Origin of the sequence: Roseobacter sp. HKCCA0434 (assembly GCF_032464675.1) — a bacterium.
Classification (GTDB): Bacteria; Pseudomonadota; Alphaproteobacteria; order Rhodobacterales; family Rhodobacteraceae; genus Pontivivens.
In genome coordinates, this window is record NZ_JAWDKL010000038.1 from 1 (window position 1) to 19,957 (window position 19,957).

At 68.2% G+C, this 19,957-nt stretch carries 19 protein-coding genes and 1 pseudogene; 10 read left to right on the plus strand and 10 right to left on the minus strand.

Annotated features, from left to right (window positions below):
* The coding region (locus RX333_RS16325; protein ID WP_316016025.1) for a hypothetical protein at positions 1-359 on the minus strand (359 nt) is incomplete at its 3' end.
* Between the two features lie 91 nt (positions 360-450).
* Between RX333_RS16325 and RX333_RS16330 the strand changes: the two genes are divergently transcribed.
* From RX333_RS16330 to RX333_RS16340, 3 genes are all read left to right on the plus strand, one after another.
* The gene (locus RX333_RS16330; RefSeq protein WP_316016026.1) at positions 451-2,250 is read left to right on the plus strand and encodes a class I poly(R)-hydroxyalkanoic acid synthase; all 1,800 of its coding nucleotides are present in this window, start codon (positions 451-453) and stop codon (positions 2,248-2,250) included.
* Positions 2,251-2,326: 76 nt separating this feature from the next.
* Positions 2,327-2,926, plus strand: a complete 600-nt coding sequence (locus RX333_RS16335) for a hypothetical protein (RefSeq protein WP_316016027.1) — start codon at positions 2,327-2,329, stop codon at positions 2,924-2,926.
* Between the two features lie 102 nt (positions 2,927-3,028).
* Positions 3,029-3,892 (plus strand): 1-acyl-sn-glycerol-3-phosphate acyltransferase, encoded by an 864-nt coding sequence (locus tag RX333_RS16340; RefSeq protein ID WP_316016028.1) that lies wholly within the window; start codon positions 3,029-3,031, stop codon positions 3,890-3,892.
* Between the two features lie 3 nt (positions 3,893-3,895).
* Here RX333_RS16340 and RX333_RS16345 read toward each other — a convergent pair whose 3' ends face one another.
* The gene (locus RX333_RS16345) at positions 3,896-4,483 is read right to left on the minus strand and encodes an FMN-dependent NADH-azoreductase (protein ID WP_410056093.1); all 588 of its coding nucleotides are present in this window, start codon (positions 4,481-4,483) and stop codon (positions 3,896-3,898) included.
* A gap of 210 nt (positions 4,484-4,693) precedes the next feature.
* Between RX333_RS16345 and RX333_RS16350 the strand changes: the two genes are divergently transcribed.
* The 3 genes from RX333_RS16350 (at position 4,694) to RX333_RS16360 (ending at position 8,550) form a co-directional block, all read left to right on the plus strand.
* Positions 4,694-5,179 carry a (2Fe-2S)-binding protein gene (locus tag RX333_RS16350; RefSeq protein WP_316016030.1) on the plus strand — a complete coding sequence of 162 codons (486 nt, stop codon included), beginning with the start codon at positions 4,694-4,696 and terminating at the stop codon, positions 5,177-5,179.
* A gap of 69 nt (positions 5,180-5,248) precedes the next feature.
* On the plus strand, positions 5,249-7,675 hold the full coding sequence (locus tag RX333_RS16355; protein WP_316016031.1) for a xanthine dehydrogenase family protein molybdopterin-binding subunit: 2,427 nt from the start codon (positions 5,249-5,251) through the stop codon (positions 7,673-7,675).
* 86 nt (positions 7,676-7,761) lie between these two features.
* Positions 7,762-8,550 (plus strand): xanthine dehydrogenase family protein subunit M, encoded by a 789-nt coding sequence (locus tag RX333_RS16360; RefSeq protein ID WP_316016032.1) that lies wholly within the window; start codon positions 7,762-7,764, stop codon positions 8,548-8,550.
* A 42-nt stretch (positions 8,551-8,592) separates the two neighbouring features.
* Here the strand turns inward: RX333_RS16360 and RX333_RS16365 are convergent, their stop codons facing one another.
* Together RX333_RS16365 and RX333_RS16370 are read right to left on the minus strand one after the other, a co-directional pair.
* A complete protein-coding gene (locus tag RX333_RS16365; protein WP_316016033.1) occupies positions 8,593-9,132 on the minus strand; it encodes an invasion associated locus B family protein in 540 nt (179 codons plus the stop codon).
* A gap of 61 nt (positions 9,133-9,193) precedes the next feature.
* Positions 9,194-10,747: a cisplatin damage response ATP-dependent DNA ligase gene (locus RX333_RS16370; RefSeq protein WP_316016034.1), complete on the minus strand. Its 1,554-nt coding sequence runs from the start codon at positions 10,745-10,747 to the stop codon at positions 9,194-9,196.
* Positions 10,748-10,888: 141 nt separating this feature from the next.
* Here RX333_RS16370 and RX333_RS16375 point away from each other — a divergent pair, with 141 nt between their 5' ends.
* Positions 10,889-12,280: an L-serine ammonia-lyase gene (locus RX333_RS16375; RefSeq protein ID WP_316016035.1), complete on the plus strand. Its 1,392-nt coding sequence runs from the start codon at positions 10,889-10,891 to the stop codon at positions 12,278-12,280.
* Here RX333_RS16375 and RX333_RS16380 read toward each other — a convergent pair.
* Both RX333_RS16380 and RX333_RS16385 read right to left on the minus strand, forming a co-directional pair.
* Positions 12,261-12,956 (minus strand): EI24 domain-containing protein, encoded by a 696-nt coding sequence (locus tag RX333_RS16380; RefSeq protein ID WP_316016036.1) that lies wholly within the window; start codon positions 12,954-12,956, stop codon positions 12,261-12,263. The genes RX333_RS16375 and RX333_RS16380 overlap by 20 nt on opposite strands.
* Positions 12,953-13,534 (minus strand): nitroreductase, encoded by a 582-nt coding sequence (locus RX333_RS16385; RefSeq protein ID WP_316016037.1) that lies wholly within the window; start codon positions 13,532-13,534, stop codon positions 12,953-12,955. Before RX333_RS16385 ends, RX333_RS16380 begins: the two co-directional genes overlap by 4 nt.
* A 135-nt stretch (positions 13,535-13,669) precedes the next feature.
* Here RX333_RS16385 and RX333_RS16390 point away from each other — a divergent pair, with 135 nt between their 5' ends.
* Positions 13,670-14,737 carry an SMP-30/gluconolactonase/LRE family protein gene (locus RX333_RS16390; RefSeq protein WP_316016038.1) on the plus strand — a complete coding sequence of 356 codons (1,068 nt, stop codon included), beginning with the start codon at positions 13,670-13,672 and terminating at the stop codon, positions 14,735-14,737.
* A 79-nt stretch (positions 14,738-14,816) separates the two neighbouring features.
* On the opposite strand, the gene cbiB is transcribed toward RX333_RS16390, so the two are convergent.
* The 3 genes from cbiB to RX333_RS16405 all read right to left on the minus strand — a co-directional run bounded on the left by cbiB (position 14,817) and on the right by RX333_RS16405 (position 17,852).
* Positions 14,817-15,716 carry an adenosylcobinamide-phosphate synthase CbiB gene (gene cbiB / locus RX333_RS16395; protein WP_316016039.1) on the minus strand — a complete coding sequence of 300 codons (900 nt, stop codon included), beginning with the start codon at positions 15,714-15,716 and terminating at the stop codon, positions 14,817-14,819.
* Positions 15,713-16,651, minus strand: coding sequence for a threonine-phosphate decarboxylase (locus RX333_RS16400; protein ID WP_316016040.1), 939 nt, complete (start codon positions 16,649-16,651; stop codon positions 15,713-15,715). The genes cbiB and RX333_RS16400 overlap by 4 nt, the downstream gene beginning before the upstream one ends.
* Before the next feature lie 241 nt (positions 16,652-16,892).
* A complete protein-coding gene (locus tag RX333_RS16405) occupies positions 16,893-17,852 on the minus strand; it encodes a glutathione S-transferase family protein (protein ID WP_316016041.1) in 960 nt (319 codons plus the stop codon).
* A 223-nt stretch (positions 17,853-18,075) separates the two neighbouring features.
* Between RX333_RS16405 and RX333_RS16410 the strand changes: the two genes are divergently transcribed.
* Entirely contained in the window at positions 18,076-18,411 is a 336-nt protein-coding gene (locus tag RX333_RS16410; protein WP_316016042.1) for a hypothetical protein, read from the plus strand.
* A 22-nt stretch (positions 18,412-18,433) separates the two neighbouring features.
* Here the strand turns inward: RX333_RS16410 and RX333_RS16415 are convergent, their stop codons facing one another.
* Positions 18,434-19,579 carry a YeeE/YedE family protein gene (locus RX333_RS16415; protein WP_316016043.1) on the minus strand — a complete coding sequence of 382 codons (1,146 nt, stop codon included), beginning with the start codon at positions 19,577-19,579 and terminating at the stop codon, positions 18,434-18,436.
* A gap of 117 nt (positions 19,580-19,696) precedes the next feature.
* On the opposite strand from RX333_RS16415, the pseudogene RX333_RS16420 reads away from it, so the two are divergent.
* Positions 19,697-19,957: pseudogene (locus tag RX333_RS16420) on the plus strand (tetratricopeptide repeat protein); the annotation flags it as partial.

A 19,957-nucleotide genomic window follows, 5' to 3' on the forward strand; every position in this document is an offset into this window, starting at 1 on the left:
GCCAGCAGATTGCGGCCCTGTGCCGTCAGGCCGGGGCTGCGCACCGGCAGGCCGTCCGCATCCCGGCGCAGGGTGCCCGCGCGCGCCTCCAGCCGTGCGGCCTCGTCTTCCAGCAGGGCACCCGCACGCTCCTGCAACGACACGGTTTCGGCATCGGCCCGCCCCCGCGCCGCGGCATCGAGCGGGGCGAAGCCCGCCATCGCGATCTGTTCCTGGGTCAGCAGGTCGGGATAGGGGCCGGGCTGCGCCTCCGTCAGCTCCGACATGCCCTCGGGCAGATCGTAGAATCCTAGGCTCTCGCCGGGGGCGCAGGCGCCCAGCAGGGGCAGGGCGCATATCGCCACGCGGATCACGGTCATGGGGTTCGCAGGGCTCCGGTTTCGATCTAGGTTGCAGGCTAGAGCATCCGGCCCGGTGGGTGAAGAGGTGCATGACGACAGGGAGGACGCGATGAGCGAACGCGACGCCGTGGACACATGGCTGGCCGAGAGTGCCGAGTTCACCCAGAACATGGCCGAGGTCAGCGAGACCAGCGCCGAGATCTGGGCCAAGGTTCTGGGCGCGCAGGCCGCGAAGGCCGACCAGCCGCCGCGCATGGATCCGCTCAACACGCTGCCGTCCTTCACGCATTTCGCACAGGTCCTCGCCGACAACCCGCAACAGCTCGCCACCGCGACGATGGCCTGGTGGCAGGCGCAGGCGAACCTGTGGCAAAGCGCCTGGGCCCGCTGGATGGGCGAGGAGGCGCAGCCGGTGGTCGAGCCCTCGCGCGGGGACAAGCGGTTCAAGCACGAGCAGTGGTCGCAGAACGTGCTGTTCGACTATCTCAAGCAGTCCTACCTGCTGACGTCGAGCTACCTGCAGGGCGCCGCGCACGATATCGGCGAGCTCGACCCGCAGGAACGCAAGCGGATCGAGTTCTACACCCGCAACTTCGTCGAGGCGATGAGCCCGTCCAATTTCTTCGCCCTCAACCCCGAGGTGCTGGAGACGACCGCCGCGCAGAAGGGCCAGAACCTGGTGCGCGGTCTGAAGATGATGCTGGCCGACATAGAACGGGGCAAGGGCGACCTGCTGATCCGTCAGACGGATATGGACGCCTTCGAGGTGGGCCGCGACATGGCGGTGACGCCCGGCGCGGTGATCTGGGAAAACGACGTGCTGCAGCTGATCCAGTACGCGCCGAGCACGGAGCAGGTCCACGCCCGCCCGCTGATGTTCGTGCCGCCTTGGATCAACAAGTACTACGTGCTCGACCTCAACGAGAAGAAGAGCCTGATGCGCTGGCTGGTCGGGCAGGGCTTCACCGTCTTCATGATCTCCTGGGTCAACCCCGACGAGCGGCACGCGCATCATACCTGGGAAAGCTACATGGGTGCCGTGTCGGATGCGATCGACGTGGCGTTGAAGGAGACCGGGCAGAAGAAGATCAACCTCGCCTCCTACTGCATCGGCGGCACCATGGTCGGAAGCTTCCTCGCCAACGCGACGAAGAAGAAGGACAGCCGCGTCGCCTCGGCCACGCTGTTCACCGCGCAGCTCGACTTCGCCGATGCGGGGGAGCTGCAGGTCTTCGTCGACGACAAGACGATCGACGCGGTGGACGAGGAGATGGAGCGCGGCTACCTGCCCGCGCAGAAGATGGCCTCGGCCTTCAACATGCTGCGCTCGGCCGACCTGATCTGGGGCTACATCGTCAACAACTACATGCTGGGCAAGGACCCGTTCCCGTTCGACCTGCTCTACTGGAACGCGGATTCCACGGCGATGCCCGCGAAGGTGCATCACTTCTATCTCGACACGTTCTACCGCGGAAACGCCTTTGTGAAGGGGGAGCTGCCGGTGGGGGACGAGGTGCTGAGCCTCGCGGACATCCGCGGGCCGGTCTATCACGTCGCCACGCGCGAGGATCACATCGCGCCCGCGCATTCCGTCTATCGCGGGGCGCGGATGATGGAGAACGCGGACGTGCGCTTCGTGCTCGCCGGTTCGGGGCATATCGCGGGTGTCGTGAACCCGCCCGATGCGCAGAAATACCAATACTGGGTCAATGACGACCCCGAGGCGCCGACGCTGGAGGCGTGGATGGAGAAGGCCGAGGAGCATCCCGGCTCCTGGTGGCAGGACTGGCAGCCCTGGCTCGCCTCGCATTCGGGTCGCATGGTCAAGGCACGCGAGCCGGGGGCGAAATCGCAGGTCATCGAACCGGCGCCGGGGCGCTACGTGAAGGTTCGTTTCGACCAGCGCTGACCGGCACCTTCATGCCACCAATTCGCCATGATCGAATTCTAGGAAACGAATGTTTCGGGGCAGGGAGGAAGTTGGAATGATTCTTTCGTACAGATACACGTGCCCCTTAGCACTCTGTATCGGTCTCGCCGGTACATCTCTTGCACAGAGTGCTTCCCCGAGTGTCGAGGACTATGCCGAGGCCGTCATTGCCTACGCGCAGGCCGATCTTCAGGACTGGATCGCCGATCCCTTCGTGCTCTACGCGGTTGAAGAGCAGAACGAGCGTCATGCAGGGCTCGACGCGACAGCCATCGAGCGGCTGGATCGGTCGTGGATGGCCGAGGACGGCTATGGCCCGATGATCTTCGATCTGCTGGACCGGCAGGCGTCCATTCTGATGCGTGAGCGGCGCGAGGCCGCGGGCGGGATCATTACCGAGATCATTCTCATGGACCGATACGGCCTCAATGCGGGCATCTCCGACCCGACCTCGGACTTCTATCAGGGGGACGAGGCGAAATATCAGGAGACCTTCCTGATTTCGCCCGACGCGATCTATGTCAGCGAGGTGGAATTCGACGACAGCACCGGCGTCGACCAGACGCAGGTGAGCCTGGCCGTCACATCGCCCGAAACGGGGGAGCCGATCGGGGCCGTGACCTTCGGCATCGACCTGTCGCGCCTGACGCGCTGAACGGCATGGGCCCTAGCAGCGGCCCGAGGGCGCACTACCTTCCCGACAAAGGGCGCAGGCCCTGTCACGAGACTGCCATCGAAGGCGGTGTACGGGGGGGCGATGAAGGAAAAGCTCGATACCCTGATCGAGGAGCGCGCGGGCTGGATGTACCGTGGCGGTCCGCTGGTGCGACCGGTGCGCGGTCTGCTGCATCTGATGCTGTCCTACGACCGCACCGTCGAGATCGGGACCGAGCTGGAGCATCGCCCGACACACGAAGTCATGGACCACATGGCCGACCTGATCGCCCATCGGGTCGAGGTCGAGGGGCTGGAGAACGTGCCCGCGACCGGCCCGGCGATCATCGTGTGCAACCATCCGACGGGGATCGCGGACGGGATCGTCATGTACTCCCTGCTGCGCGAGAAGCGGCCGGATCTCTTCTTCTTCGCCAATGGCGACATCCTGAGGATCATGCCGCAATTCATCTCGATGATCGCGCCGGTCGAGTGGCGCGAGGACAAGCGCTCGATGAAGAAGAACCGGGAGACGCTGACCTATGCCAAGGGGGCCTTCGCCGAGGACCGCCTCGCCGTGATCTTCCCCGCTGGGCGGTTGTCGAAGCGGCGCGGCATGCGGCTGCATGAGCGGCCCTGGATGCCGTCGGCGGCGATGCTGGCGCGCAAGTACAAGCTGCCGGTGATCCCGATGCGGATCACGGCGCGCAACTCACTGCTGTTCTACGCCTTCGACAAGATGCACGCCACGTTGCGCGACATCACCCTGTTCCACGAGGTGCTGAACAAGGACCGCCAGCGCTTCCATGTCCGCGTCGGCGCGCCGATCCTGGGCGGGGAGCTGCCCGCCGATACCGAGGTCGCGACCCAGGTGCTGTTCGACGCGGTGGAGGGGCTGCGCTCCGACCGGCGCGAGCGGGACCTGTTCCTGGAACGGCCCCGCCGGGTGCGCACGCAGCCGGGCTGAGGGTCAGGCCGCAATCGCGGAGATGGCGGCCTCGGCGTCGAGCACGGCGTCCTCGCCGCGGATCATCTGCCGGTCGGCGCGGATCACCTCGACATCGGTGATCCCGATGAAGCCGAGCACGTGGCGCAGGTGCGGCGTGGCGAAGTCGATCTCGCCGAAGGCCTCGGTCCCGCCGGACGCGACGACGATATAGGCCTTCTTGCCTTTCATCAGGCCCTCGGGTCCGTTCTCGGTGTAGCGGAAGGTGACGCCGGCGCGGGCGATCTGGTCGATCCAGGCCTTCAACGTCGCGGGCATCCCGAAATTGTAGATCGGCAGGCCGATGATGAGGGTGTCGGCCGCGGCGATCTCCGCCACCAGCGCGTCGGAGCCGGACAGGCGGTCGCGCTGGGCGTCGCTGCGCTCGGGCGCGGGGGTGAAGTTGGCGCTGACCCAGTCGCCGTCGACGAAGTCCGAGCCGGGGGCGACGTCGCGCAGCGTGACGGTGCCGCCTAGCCGATCGGCCAGGGCTGCGGCAAGGCGTCGCGAGGTGGAGGCGTCGGTCCGTGCGCTCGACTGGACGAGCAGGATGTTGCGGTCGGTCATGGTCATCTCCTGTGGCTATGTGCTGTTGAAGACCTGATCGTTCGTGGACCGCTTCGGAATAGGTGCATCCAGCTTCAAACTGTCGCGCGAGCGGAAACGATCGCCCCGCGACAACGGGGGGCTTCACAGACCGGGGTTTTGCCCCGACACTCGGACCATCCACGAGGCCGAACCCGGATTCGAGAATTCGGCCCGCAGACGACAGGGGAGATTTCCATGACGACGATCACCATGACCGTGAACGGCAAGCAGATGCGCGCCGACGCGGAGGGCAACACGCTGCTGGTCGAATACCTGCGCGAAGGGCTGGGCCTGACCGGCACCCATGTCGGCTGCGATACCTCCCAATGCGGGGCCTGCGTGGTCCACGTGAACGGTGAGGCGGTCAAGAGCTGCTCGATGTTCGCCGCCGATGCCGAAGGGGCCGAGATCACGACGATCGAGGGCATGGCGAACGCGGACGGGTCGCTCGGCACGATCCAGCAGGCGTTCCAGGATTATCACGGGCTTCAATGCGGGTTCTGCACGCCTGGCATGGTGATGATCGCGGCGGACCTGCTGAAGAACAACCCGGACCCGTCCGAGCAGGAGATCCGCGACTATCTCGAAGGCAATATCTGCCGCTGCACCGGCTACCACAACATCGTGAAGGCCATCCAGGCCGCCGCGGGGCAGAGCGTGCCCGCCGTCGCCGCCGAGTAACCCCAGACAAAGGGGCGCAGAGAACCGCGTCAGACGGTCCGCGCCCGGCATATCCAGGGAGGATAGACAATGCCCAAGGACACCGGAATCGGCGCCAGCTCCAAGCGGCGCGAGGATCCCCGCTTCCTGACCGGAAACGGCAAGTACACCGACGACATCAACGTGAACGGGCAGGCCTATGCCTATTTCGTCCGCTCCGATGTCGCGCATGGCCGGATCAACGGCCTGAATACCGATGCGGCGAGTGCCGCGCCCGGCGTGCTGCGCGTCTTCACCGGCGCGGATTTCGCCGAGGTTGGCGGCGTGCCCTGCGGCTGGCAGGTCACGGACCGGCATGGCAACCCGATGCAGGAGCCCAAGCACCCCGTGCTGGCCGAGGGCAAGGTGCGCCATGTCGGCGACCCCTATGCCGTGATCCTGGCCGAGACGCTGGCTCAGGCGCGCAACGCGGCTGAGCTGCTGGAAGCGGATATCGAGGAGCTGCCAGCCGTCATCGACATGAAGAAGGCGGTGGCCGAAGGGGCCACCAAGGTCCATGACGATCTGGAGTCCAACCTCTGCTACGACTGGGGCTTCGTCGAGGAGAACCGCGAGGCGGTGGACGAGGCGATCAGGAACGCCCATCACGTCACGACGCTGGAGCTGGTGAACAACCGCCTCGTCGCCAACCCGATGGAGCCGCGCGTCGCCGTCGGCGATTACGACCCGTGGAAGGACGAGCACACGCTCTACACCACCTCGCAGAACCCGCATGTCATCCGGCTTCTGATGGGCGCCTTCGTGCTCGGCATCCCCGAGCACAAGCTGCGCGTGATCGCGCCGGACGTGGGCGGCGGCTTCGGCACCAAGATCTTCCACTACGCGGAGGAAGCGTTCTGCACCTTCGCCGCCAAGGCGCTGAAGCGCCCGGTCAAGTGGACGTCGAGCCGGTCGGAGGCCTTCATGTCCGACGCGCATGGCCGCGATCACGTCACCAAGATCGAGCTGGCGATGGACGAGCAGGGCAAGTTCCTCGCCCTGCGCACCGACACCTATGCGAACATGGGCGCGTATCTTTCGACCTTCGCGCCGTCGGTGCCGACCTGGCTGCACGGCACGCTGATGGCGGGCAACTACATCACGCCGCTGATCTATGTGAACGTGAAGGCGGTCTTCACCAATACCGTGCCGGTCGACGCCTATCGCGGCGCGGGACGGCCCGAAGCGACCTTCCAGCTGGAGCGCGTCGTGGACAAGGCCGCGCGCGAGATGGGGATCGACCCGGTTGAGCTGCGCCGCCGCAACTTCATCGGCAAGGACCAGTTCCCCTATGACACGCCCGTCGCCGTCACCTACGACACCGGCGACTATCACGCGACGATGGACAAGCTTCTGGAGATCTCGGACCGCGACGGGTTCGAGGCGCGCAAGGCCGAGAGCGCCAAGCGCGGCAAGCTTCGTGGTTACGGCGTGGCCCATTACATCGAGGCCTGCGGCATCGCGCCGTCGAACCTCGTCGGCCAGCTCGGCGCGCGGGCGGGGCTCTACGAAAGCGCGACCGTGCGGGTCAACGCCACCGGCTCGATCAGCGTGATGACCGGCAGCCACAGCCACGGGCAGGGGCATGAAACCTCCTTCGCGCAGGTGGTGGCGGAGATGCTGGGCATCGACGAGAACCAGGTGGACATCATCCACGGCGACACCGCCCGCACGCCGATGGGCATGGGAACCTATGGCTCCCGCTCCATCGCCGTGGGGGGCTCCGCCATGGTTCGCGCGACCGAGAAGATCATCGCCAAGGCCAAGAAGATCGCGAGCCACCTGATGGAGGCGTCCGAGCAGGACGTCGAATTCGCCAACGGCCAGTTCACCGTCGCGGGCACCGACAAGTCGGTGGCCTGGGGCGATGTCTGCCTCGCCGCCTACGTCCCCCACAACTACCCGCTGGAGGATATCGAGCCGGGGCTGGAGGAGACGTCGTTCTACGATCCGGCGAACTTCACCTATCCCTCGGGCGGCTATGCCTGCGAGGTGGAGGTCGATCCCGACACCGGCAAGGTGGATGTCGTGGCCTTCAGTGCCGCGGACGATTTCGGCAACGTCATCAACCCGATGATCGTCGAGGGTCAGGTGCATGGCGGCGTCGCGCAAGGCATCGGCCAGGCCGTGCTGGAGAACTGCGTCTACGACGAGAACGGGCAGCTGCTGACCGGGTCCTACATGGATTACGCGATGCCGCGTGCCTATGACGTGCCGATGTTCACGGTGGACCATTCCTGCCAGACGCCGTGCACCCACAACCCGCTGGGCGTGAAGGGATGTGGTGAGGCCGGGGCCATCGGCTCGCCCCCCGCCATCGTCAACGCGGTGATCGACGCGCTCAGCGAATACGGGGTGGAGCATGTCGACATGCCGCTCTCGCCCCAGCGTGTCTGGGCCGCGATGCACGGCAAGGCGGCCCCCGGCGCGGGTGGCGGCGACAACATGGCCGAACGCGTGGTGGGCGGCCCGGCCTGAGGCCCCTTTCCTGTCCCTCCTCCGCTCCGGGCGGGGGAGGGCACGCCAGATCAGACGGCCCGTTGGGGTCGAAAGGAGAAATTGAGATGTACGCATTCGACTTCGAGAAACCTGGCAGCGTGGACGAGGCCGTCGCGGCCCTCGCCGGTGGCGAGAAGCAGGCGCTGGGCGGCGGGCAGACGCTGATCCCGACCCTGAAGGCGCGGCTCGCCGATCCCGGCACGCTGGTCAGCCTCGCCCATATCGACGCGCTGAAATACGTGAAGGCCGATGGCGGCACGGTCGAAATCGGCGGCGGCACCACCCATGCGACCGTCGCGCGGGAGGCGGCGGAGGCCTATCCCGGCCTCGCGGACCTCGCCAGCCGCATCGGCGATCCGTCCGTGCGCAACCGCGGCACCATCGGCGGCTCGATCGCCAACAACGATCCGTCCGCCTGCTATCCGGCGGCGGCGCTGGGGTCCGGTGCCACCATCGTCACCAATGCGCGCGAGATCGCGGCGGACGAGTTCTTCCAGGGCATGTTCACCACCGCGCTCGACGAGGGCGAGATCGTGACCGCCGTGCGCTTCCCGATCCCGGAAAAGGCGCATTACGAGAAGATGCCCCAGCCCGCCAGCCGCTTCCCGCTGGTCGCGGCCTATGTGGCGAAATACGCGGACGGCGTGCGCGTGGCCATCACCGGGGCCAGCAATGACGGCGTGTTCCGTTGGACCGAGGCGGAAGAGGCGCTGAGCGCGAATTTCTCGCCCGATGCGGTGAAGGATCTGCGCCATTCCGAGGACGACATGATCGCCGACATCCACGGGACCGCGGCCTATCGCGCGCACCTGATCGGCGTGATGACCCGCCGCGCCGTCGAGAAGATGGCCTGAAACATCGGGCCGCGCCTCGCGCGCGGCCCCACGCCTCGCGCCTCAGTCTTCGGGGAAGACCGAGGCGATCCCTTCGCCCAGCCCGTCCAGCGTGACCTGAAGGATCACCGGTTCCGCCCCGGGTCCGGGGCGATAGCCGAACAGCATCGTGCCCTCGCCGATCCGCGCGATCTCCTCCTCGTCGAGCGCCAGCGCCGCCTCGCAGAGCGGGCCGAGGCAGCGTTGCCAGACCATGTCCCGCTGCGGGGTGTCGTCGCCCTCGACCTGATAGACCGCGCCCGAGGGCAGGTAGACACCGATCGGCGTCTGTGCGAGCAGCACCAGATCCTCGCCCAGCCGCGTAACCAGCAGACGCAGCAGCAGCGTCTCGTCATCAGCACGCAGCAGCGTCTGCACCAGGTTGCAGGAGGTCTGGCCGACGCCGACCGCCTCGCACGTCACCTGCCAGCCGCCGAAGCTCGCATTGTTCGGGATCACGCCGCTCGATTGCGGAGCGAGCAGTTCCGATCCCGGCGGCGCCTCGAGTTCCTGTGCGGCCAGGGGCGCGGCGAGAAGGGCGAGGGCCAGTGTGGCGATGCGCATGGGCGTCTCCTTGCAAAAGCTCGGCCCCACCGTTTCGCAGGCGTGGGCCCCGCGCAACCCCTCAGATCATCGCGCGCAGTTCCTCCAGCGTCGCGGCTTCCTCGATGGGCTTGTCCCAGCGGATGCGCTTGATGCGCGGAAAACGCATGGCCACCCCCGACTTGTGACGCTTGCTTTCCTGAATGGCGTCGAAGGCGATCTCCAGCACCAGTGCGGGTTTCACCGCGCGCACCGGGCCGAAGCGCTGGGTGAAGTTGTTGCGCACGAAGCGGTCCAGCTCCTCCAGCTCCGCATCGGTGAAGCCGGAATAGGCCTTGCCGACCGGGGTCAGGACGCGCCCCTCCGGCCCGTCGGTCCAGGCGCCGAACGTGTAGTCCGAATAGTAGGAGGAGCGTTTGCCATGCCCGCGCTGGGCGTACATCATCACGCAATCGGCCTCGAGCGGGTCGCGCTTCCACTTCCACCACTGGCCCACGGGGCGGCCCGCGACGTAGAGGCTGTCGCGCCGCTTGAGCATCAGCCCCTCCATCTGGTCGTCGCGCGCGGCGTCGCGGCGGGTCTCCAGCTCGGCCCAGTCGGCGAAGGGCAGCAGTTCGGACAGGTCCAGCCGGGGATGGCTGCCGAACGCCTCCAGCCGTGCACGGCGGGCTTCGAAGGGCAGGTCGCGCAGGTCCTCGCCCGCATCGTCGAGCAGGTCGTAGGCGCGGATATGGGCGGGGTAGTCGGCCAGCGTCTTCTTGCCGACCTTCTTGCGCCCCAGTCGCTTTTGCAGGTCGGCGAAGGGCGCGACCTCGCCATCGCGCACCACCAGAAGCTCCCCGTCGATGCAGCCATGCCAGCCCATCGCGTCTATGATGTCGGGAAAGCTGTCGGAGATGTCCTCGCCCGTCCGGGTGTAGAGCCTGCGCCCCTGCGGCGTGGCCGTCGCCTGCACGCGGATGCCGTCCCATTTCCATTCAGCGGCGTAGTCGGCCGGATCGAGGCTGCCGACCCGATCCTCCACCGGCTGGGCAAGCATCATCGGGCGGTAGGCGAGGCTGAGATCGACCTGCGGCAGCGCCCCGCCGCCGAGCCAGGCGAAGAGCTCCGTATAGGGCGGGTCGATCGCGAACCACAGCCGCTCGATGGTCTCGATCGGGTGGTCGTCATCGGCGAGCGCCGTCTGGGCCATCCGGGTCGAGACGCCCACGCGCATCCCCCCGGTGCAGAGCTTGATGAGCGCGAGCCGCGCGCTCGCCCCGCAGCGGTCGAGCAGGCGGGCGAGAACGGCGGGACGGTCGGAGCGGGAGGCGGCGAGCAGGGTCGTCACCACCTCGTCGAGGCTGGGCGGGTCATAGGCCACCGGCTCGGGCCAGAGCAGGCTGACGGTTTCCGCGAGATCGCCGACATATTGCCGCGACAGCGCGAAGAGATGCGGGTCCATCCGCTCCTCCATCAGGCCCTTGATGACGGATGAGGTGACATGCGGCAGGTCCAGCGTCCCCGCCAGCGCCGCCAGCGCCCAGCCGCGATCGGGGTCGGGCGTCCGGTCGAAATAACGGCGCAGCAGCACCAGCTTGCCGTTCCGGCCCGGCGTGAAGGCGAGCGCTTCGAGAAGGTCGGCGAAGGGTGTCATGGCGGGCAAGGTAGGCGGGCGTCGCGCCCGCGCCAGCGGGGGCGCCGGAGTATTTGGGCCAATCCGAAGGGCGGATGGTCGCAATCGGGCTGCACTGCGCGGTGCGCCGCGCTAGAAGGGGCGAAAGAGGAGGGGCCGCGCATGTTCCTGAGCGTTTTCGATATCTTCAAGGTGGGCGTCGGGCCGTCCTCGTCCCACACGATGGGTCCGATGGTGGCGGCGGGCCGGTTCCTCGACGCGCTGCGCGACGGTGCGGACCGGGTGCCGGGATCGGGCGCGCCCGCGCGGATCGAGGCGCGGCTGCACGGCTCGCTCGCGTTCACGGGCAAGGGACACGCGACCGATCGGGCGGTGCATCTGGGCCTGCTCGGCTTCGCCCCCGACCGGTTCGACGCCGATGCGGCGGAGGCGGCGCTGGAGAGGCTGGAGGCGGAGAAACGGCTGCGCCCCGCCGAGCTGCCCGAGCTTGGTTATGATCCGGCCTCGGACCTGATCTTCGACTATGACGAGATCCTGCCCGGCCACGCCAACGGCATGGTCATTCGCGCCTTCGACGCGGACGGCAACCTGCACCTGGCCGAGACCTATTATTCCGTCGGCGGCGGTTTCGTCCTGACCGAGCGGGAACTTGCCAGGCAGGACACGGGGGCGGAGGGCACGAACGTCCCGCACCCCTTCCGCAACGCCGCCGAAATGCTGCGCATGGCGCGCGAGAGCGGGCATTCGATCGCCGAGATGAAGCGCCGCAACGAATTGACGCGCATGGATGCCCACACGCTCGACACCGGGCTGGCGCGGTTGTGGCAGGTGATGAGCGACTGCATCGACCGCGGGCTCGAGGAGGACGGAGTCCTGCCCGGCGGGCTGAACCTGCGCAGGCGGGCAGGGGCGATCCACCGTCAGCTGATGGAGGAACGGGGGCGCAACCTCTCCGCCCCGCACACGGTCAACGACTGGCTGTCGGTCTACGCGATGGCGGTGAACGAGGAGAACGCCGCCGGCGGCCAGGTCGTGACCTCTCCCACCAATGGCGCGGCGGGCGTGCTGCCCGGCGTGTTGCGCTACTGGCTGGAGCATGTGCCCGGTGCAGGTCCCGCTCGGATCGGGGAATTCCTGCTGACCGCCGCCGCCGTGGGCGGGATCATCAAGTCCAATGCCTCGATCTCCGGCGCCGAGGTCGGCTGCCAAGGGGAGGTCGGCTCCGCCGCCGCGATGGCCGCGGCAGGGCTCTGCGCCGTGATGGGCGGCACGCCCGAGCAGGTGGAGAACGCCGCCGAGATCGCGCTGGAGCATCACCTCGGCATGACCTGCGACCCGATCAAGGGGCTGGTGCAGGCGCCCTGCATCGAGCGCAACGGACTCGGCGCGATCAAGGCGGTGTCCGCCGCGTCGCTGAGCCTGCGCGGTGACGGACGCCACCTCGTCAGCCTCGACGCCTGTGTCGAGACCATGCGCCAGACCGGGCGCGACATGGACGCGCGCTACAAGGAGACCTCGCAAGGCGGGCTCGCCGTCAACGTGCCGGAGTGCTGACGCGCCCCCGCAATTCATGGAACAGGTGCGTGTAGGCGGCGACGCCGACCAGCGGAACCACGAGGTTGAGGATCGGGATCGAGAGCGGCACCGCCATCGCGATGCCCATGATCCAGATCCGGCCCCGGTTGGCGCGGCGGAACCGCTTTGCTTCGGCCGGTGGCATTCGCCGCAGGGCGACGAGCTGGAAATATTCCCGGCCCAAGAGGTAGCCGTTCACGATGTAGAAGATGAACGGCGCGAGCGGGGCCACCAGCAGGTAGATCGCCAGCGCCACGATATTCGCCGCGATCAGCACGCCGAAGAACCCCAGCGCGTCGATCACCGTCGCGATCAGCCCCGGCGGATCGGCGGGCGGCAGATGGGGATAGTGCCGGTCCTCCACCGCGCCCGCGATATCGTCGAGGAAGAAGCCGATGCACAGCGCCGCCACCGGGATCATCAGGAAGATGGAGGCGAGCATCAGCGCGCCCACGGCCAGCCCCGCCAGCCACAGCCCCGGATCGACCAGCCCGATGAAGGGCAGCGTGAACGGGTCGATCCCCGCGATCAGCGTGCCGACGACGGCATAGACCCCGATCAGGATGGCGAGCGTCAGCCCGATCGCCTTGACCAGCGTCCAGCGGAAGCGTGGATCGGGCAACTGGTCGAGCGCCCGCAGGATCGGTCCCGTCATGCGTCGACCCAGGTGGTGATCGCATCGAGGTCGGGGCGCGGACGTTCGGGCGGCGCCGAGCTTTCGGTGCCGATATGGATGAAACCGGCGACGAATTCCTGCGGCGCGAGGTCCAGCGCCTCGGTCAGCCAGTCCCGGTCTATCGCCATCCAGCCGCTCAGCCAGTTTGCACCCCAACCGCTGGCGAGCGCCGCATTGACGAGCGCGAGGCAGACGGCCCCGGCGGACAGGTGCTGCTCGATCTCGGGCACCTTCTCGCTGGGCTTGGGGCTCGCGATCACGGCGACGACGAGCGGGGCGTCGGCGAACGCGGTGGCGGCCTTGGCGACCTTCTCCTCCGGCTCGCCCCGGCGTGCCCCATGTGCGATCGTCGTCTCCGACAGCCGCGTGAGGGCCGCGCCCTGCAGCACGACGAAGCGCCACGGCTCCAGCTTGCCATGATCGGGCGTGCGGGCCGCGATCTCCAGCATCGGGCGCAGCGCGGCGGCATCGGGGGCCGGCGCGCGCAGAGTCTTGGCCGGGCGGGAGCGGCGTGTGGCGAGGAAGTCGAGGACGTCGGGGCGGGGGGTCGGCGGCATGGGCAAGGCTCCGGGTGGTGTCTGCCTTCCGATGTCGCCCCGCATAGGCGGCGTTTCAAGGCGGAATGCTTGTAATGCGCGCCAAAACGCCGCACTGTCGCGCGCAACGACACGGGCAAACCGGAAACCACGCGGATGTACCTTGCAGTTCGGCTTATCGCGCTCGGCGTCCTGGCGGCGCTCGGCATCTGGTACCTCGGCTTTTCCGATACCGGGATCGAGCCGGTGGCCTACGAGGTGAGCGAGGATCCCGGCTTCACCGGTCGCTTCGCCCCGAACGAGCGGCTGGCCGTGGTCGAGATCCTCGACATGGGCGAGGAGCACGGCCCCGAGGACATCGCCGTCGATGCGGACGGAACCGCCTGGGTGACGAGCGAGGAAAGCGGGCTGTGGCGGCTCGCCGACCGGCAGATCGAGCGGGTGGGCCGCCTGGGCGGTCGCCCGCTGGGCCTGGAATTCGGGGCCGATGGCGGGCTCTACATCGCCGACAGCTACCTGGGCCTGCTGCGCTGGACCGAGGAAGGCGGGTCCGAGGTGCTGGCCGACGAATATGACGGCCACCCGATCCGCTATGCCAATCAGGTGGCGCCGGCCGATGACGGCTCGGTCTATTTCTCGGTCTCCACCACACGGCACGACCCCGAGGCGCTGGGCGGCACGTTGCCCTCCTCCGTGATCGATTTGTGGGAGCATCGCACGACCGGGCACGTGCTGCGCTGGCGCGAGGGTGCGCTCGACCAGGTTGCGCGCGGCTTCAGCTTCGCCAACGGAATCGCCCTGACGCCCGAGGAGGACGCGCTTCTGATCGCCGAGACGGGCAGCTACCGCATTTGGCGGCTCGATCTGGCCAGCGGGGAGCGGCGGGTCATCGTCGACGCGCTGCCGGGCTTTCCCGACAACATCCAGGCGCAGGGCGACGGGACCTATTGGGTCGGGCTGGTCTCGCCCCGCCGTCCGATCGCGGACAGGCTGGCGGGCTATCCCTTCGTGCGCGACGTGGTCTGGCGCCTGCCAGAGGCCGTGCGCCCCGCACCGGTGCATCACGGCATCCTCATGCGCATCGACGGCGAGGGCGAGATCCTCGACGTGCTGCAGGCGCCGCAGGGCGAATACTCGCTGGTCACCGGCGGCGTGGTGATCGGGGAGACGCTTTACGTCACCTCGCTCGGCGCGGATGGCGTCGGGGTGATGGACGCGCCGTAGGGACTTCCTCGCAAGCCTTGCCGTTCCGTCGCCTCTCAAGGAGTGCAGGCCGCTGCGCGATGGCCCGCCGATGCATGGCTCAGGTCAGGGCGAGCAACGCCACGCCAGCAACTGCAAGCCCCCACGCCCGCCACATCAACGCCGTCGCCTTTTCGATGTCCACGGCCTGCGCATCGCGACCCTTCGCGTTCAGCCAGGGCTGCTCCGTCCACCCTTCGGCATAGCGCCGCGGCCCCGACAACCGGATGCCGAGGGCGCCCGCCATCGCGGCCTCGGGCCACCCGGCATTGGGCGAGCGGTGGTTGCGGGCATCGCGCCACGCGACCCGAAAGGCGTGGTGCCGCAACGATCCCGCCGCGATCAGCAGCGCCGTCACGCGGGCCGGAACCAGGTTCAGCACGTCGTCCAGCCGCGCCGAGGCCCAGCCGAACCGCGCGTGGCGGGGCGTGCGATGCCCGATCATGCTGTCGGCGGTGTTGACCGCCTTGTAGATCAGCAGTCCCGGCAGCCCCGCCACCAGAAACCAGAAGGCCGGTGCGATCACGCCGTCCGACAGGTTCTCCGCCCCGCTCTCGATGGCGGCCCGCGCCACGGCGGCCTCGTCGAGCCGGGACACGTCGCGCCCGACGATCATCGAGACCGCCCGCCGCCCCTGCTCCAGCCCTTTGCCCAAGGCGGCCCCGACCGCGCCGACATGCTCGGCCAGGCTGCGCTGTGCCAGCAGGATCGCGACCGGGATCACCTGCAAGAGGGGCGGCAGGAGGGACAGTCCGAACCCGACGGTTCCGGCGGTCAGAACCAGCACCATCAGCGCCAGGACGCCCCGCCCGCGCGTGTCGTCGTTCAGCCGCGCGTCCAGCGTCCCGACCAGCCGACCCATCAGCACAGCCGGATGCGGCACCCGCGACCACAGCCAGCGCGGCTCCCCCAACATGGCGTCGAGCAGGAAGCCCGCAAGCAGAACCGCCGCGGCACTCATCCCAGCGCCTGTGCGATCCGGTCGAGTCCGGTTCCGTCCGGCGGCAGACCCAGCCGGATCCAGCTCGGGTCGTAGGAGAAGGTGCGCGTCCAGATCTGTGCTTCCGCCAGCCGCTTCTGCAGCGCGGCCGCATCCGCGTGGCTATAGAGCCGGAACAGCGGCGTGCCGCCGACCAACTCGGCATGAGGGGTCATCACGGCGTCGAGCGCGTCGGCCTGCGCGCGAAGCCAGGCCCGCGTCCGCGCCGCCCAGTCGTCATCGGCCAGCGCGCGGGCCCCGACCGCCAGCGCCGGTCCGGAGGCGGCCCACGGTCCCAGATGCGCGCGCAGCACCGCGGCATGTTCGGGCGCGCAGATCGCGAAGCCCAGCCGCAGCCCCGCCAGCCCCCACAACTTGCCGAAGCTCTTGAGCACGACGACACCCGGTCCGGCGGTGGCGGCGACATGGCTCGCCTCGCCGGTCTCGGCGAAGCTTTCGTCGACGATCACAAGGTCCCCGTCGGGCAGGGTCGGCCAGAGCCGTCCGTCGGGATTGTTGGGATGCACGACGACCTGCACGGGTGCATCGGTCACCAACTCCACGCCTGCTGCGCGAAAACTTGCGGCGTGCTCGTTGTAGGTGGGCTCGGGAATCGCGACCGACCGCGCCTCACTCAACCGGGGCATCGCGGCGATCAGCGCCGAGGCGCCCGGCGCGATCACGATCTCGGCGCCGTCCGGGACGCGCCAGTGCCGCCGGGCCGCGGCTTCGACCGCCGCGAAGGACGAGCGGTCGGGCAGGGCGCTCCACACCTGCGCGGGCAGATCGGGGACCTGGTAGGGGCGCGGGTTTATTCCCGTCGACAGATCGAGCCACTCGGCGCGCTTGCCGCCGAACCGGGTCATCGCGCGGTCGAGATCGCCGCCATGCTCCTGTGACATTACGTCGCTGTCCAACTCGCCCTCTGGTAGAATCGTCCGACTGCATGTAACCCTTTACATGCACCGGCACAGCGGTCCACGGTTCGGTCGGACAGGATCACGCGGACGCGCTCGGTTCAAGTGCACGCGCCTCGCGCAGGGCGCGCGTCGGTCGCGGCAGGTCGGTCCCGCCTCGCGGGAAGCTCATGGCGTTTGGGGGGCAATCCAGGCCATGATGCGGGTATTCCAGTACCCATCCGGTCTGCCGCGCCCGACCTTATTTCATCCCGTCACGCCCATGCGGCGCCGTCCAATCGGTATCCGGCCCGATCGGGATGATACGCTGCGGGTTCACGCTCTCGTGGCTGTAGTGGTAGTGCCGGATGAAGTGGTCGAAATGCACCGTCTCCGCCACGCCGGGCCATTGGTAGAGCTCCCGCGCATAGGCCCAGAGATTCGGGTATTCGATCAGCTTCGCGCGGTTGCACTTGAAGTGTCCGTGATAGACGGCGTCGAAGCGGAACAGCGTGACCAGCAACCGCCAGTCGGCCTCGGTCACCCGGTCGCCCATCAGGTAGCGGCGGGAGGACAGCCGCTCCTCCAGCCAGGCCATCGTATCGACGAGCGGGTGGATCGCCGCGTCATAGGCCTCCTGCGAGCCGGCGAAGCCGCATTTGTAGACGCCGTTGTTGAGCGTATCGTAGATGCGCTCGTTCACCGGCTCGATCTCCTCGCGCAGCTCCTCCGGCCAGTAATCGTCGCTATTTCCGGTGATCCCGTCGAAGGCGGAATTGAAGATGCGGATGATGTCGGCGCTCTCGTTGTTGACGATCTTGCCGGTCTTCTTGTCCCACAGGACGGGCACCGTAACCTTGCCGGTCATGTCGGGATCGGCCTCCAGATAGACCTGCCGCAGATAGTCCTTCCCCATCAGCGTATCGCCGGTCGAGCCGGGGAAATCCGTGTCGAAGGTCCACCCCTCGTCGAGCATGTCGGGATGCACCACCGAGATGTCGATATGATCCTCCAGCCCTTTGAGCTTGCGGAAGATCAGCGTCCGGTGCGCCCAGGGGCAGGCATAGGAGACGTAGAGGTGATAGCGTCCGCTCTCGGGCTGGAACTCGCCGTCTTCGGTGATCCAGTCGCGAAACGCGCTCTCCTTGCGCTCGAAACTCCCGTCGCCTTCCTTCTTGACGATCTCGTCGCTGACCCACTCGCCATCCAACAACTTGCCCATGTCCGGTCCTCCCTCTCGAAAGCCCTCAAATAGCAGGGACGCGCCATGCGAACAGAGTGCGCGCCCGCAAAAGACCGTTCATGAAATCGCAACACGAAACGTTAACCTTTGTGTCGTGGATTCGAATCGCGCGACGTGCTGGACTTTTGCCAAGGCGACGACAGGTTGCCCGGCAAGCTGCCTTTCGAGCCGCGCGAACGACAAGACTGACGGGGAGATGCCGATGGATATCTACATACCGAGTTCCGTCACGGACCAGATGCACGGCTCCGCGCTGCGCAAGCGCCGCAACCGCCTGCGGGTGAAGGCGGGCAAGGTGCTGGTCGATATCCTGAAGCTCGACGGCACCGGTTTCACGCTGTCAGCGGATGCCCCGCGCCTGCGCGGCTCGGTGTCGCTGATGGACGGCTCGCGCCATCTCGCCGACTGTCTGATCGTGGCGGCGGAGGTCGACGGCGCCGTGACCCGTTACGAGTACAAGCGCCGGACCGCGATCGGCGAGGCCGCGCCGGTCGACTACGTGCGCGAGGACGACGCGCCGACCGCTCTGCTGCGCTGAGCCGCGCGCGGGCGCCGTCGGCTCAGATCGCCCGCACGGGGCGCGCGTCCATGCCGATGCGCACGCGCAGCACCGTGCCGAGCCAGGATCCCGCGAAGCCCCAGACCAGCCACCACAGCCCATGCAGGCTGCCGCTGGTCAGCCCGCCGAGATACGCGCCGATATTGCAGCCATAGGCCAGCCGCGCGCCATATCCCATCGCGAGCCCGCCGATCACCGCCGTCACGACGTCGCGGCGCGACAGCCGCCAGACCGGGGACCAGCGCCCGGCCCAGGCCGCGGCCGCCATCGCGCCCGCGAGAATGCCGAGATTGGCGGCATTGGTCGTGCTCGACAGCACGCCGCCCTCGACATGTCCGCGCCGCCAGCCGGACCAGTAGGGCCACGCCGTCGGCTCCCACCCCAGCGCATCCGCCGCCTGCGCACCCCAGACCGCGAAGCCGTAGGTGATGCCCCAGGGGCGTCCCAACGCGACGAGGAAGACGAGCGCCACGGCCGCCAGCCCGACCGCCCCCGCCCAGATCGGCCAGACCGACGCGCCGCGCTCCGACTCCAGCGCACCGTGCGCACGCCGCTCGATCACCACGCTCGACACCCAGATCGCGGCGCAGCCCGCCAGCACGAGCGCCACGGCCCCCGGCCAGCCCAGTTCCGCGATGAGCGAGATGCCCGCGCGCGTGCGAGGCAGGCTCGCCCAGAACTCCCAATGCGCCGTCGGCAACACCGAGCCGAGGATGAAGAACGCCAGCACCACCCCCATCCGCGTCGATCCGCCCCCGGCGGTGAACAGCGTTCCCGACGCGCAGCCCGAGCCGAGCTGCATCCCCGCCCCGAACAGGACCGCACCCAGCGCCGAGGCCACGCCCATCGGCAGGATCACCCCGCGCACTGGCTGGCCCCAGACCTCCCCCACCGCCAGCATCGGATAGGCCACCAGCGCGATCAGTCCGATCAGCAGCATCTGCGCGCGCAGGCCGCGCCCGCGCCGGTGCAGGACCATGTTCCGCCACCCTGCGGTGAACCCGAAGCTGGCATTGTAAAGCACCACCCCCGCCATCCCGCCGATCAGGACCGCCCAGAGATGGTCGACGCTCTCCCCCCACCACGCCACGCCGGCGAGAAGCGCGAGCGCGCCCAGCGCGAAAATGAACGGCGATCGGTTCGTCATGTCTCGGCGATACGATGAAAACGGCACACGCAGGATAACAGATCGGTGAGTAACTGTCCCGTGATCCCGCGACATCCCCATCTGCGCTAGAACGGCGATGGCGGAAAGGAGCGCGGGATGATGCAGGACTTGAACGGACTTTGCGTGACGCTGGACGACGCCGAGGCGCTGACCGCCTGGAACGCGGTTCAGCGCGGGATGCTGTCCCACGCCGCCGTGACGCCCGATCACCTCGCCATCGTCCTCGACCGCGCGCCGGGTTTCGCGCTCGGCCACGCGGTGCGTGGCCTGTCCTTCCTGCTGCTGGCCCGGCGCGAGCTGATGCCGACCGTGCAGGCCGCGCTGGCCGAGGCGCGGGATGCGGTGCGCCGGGGCGGG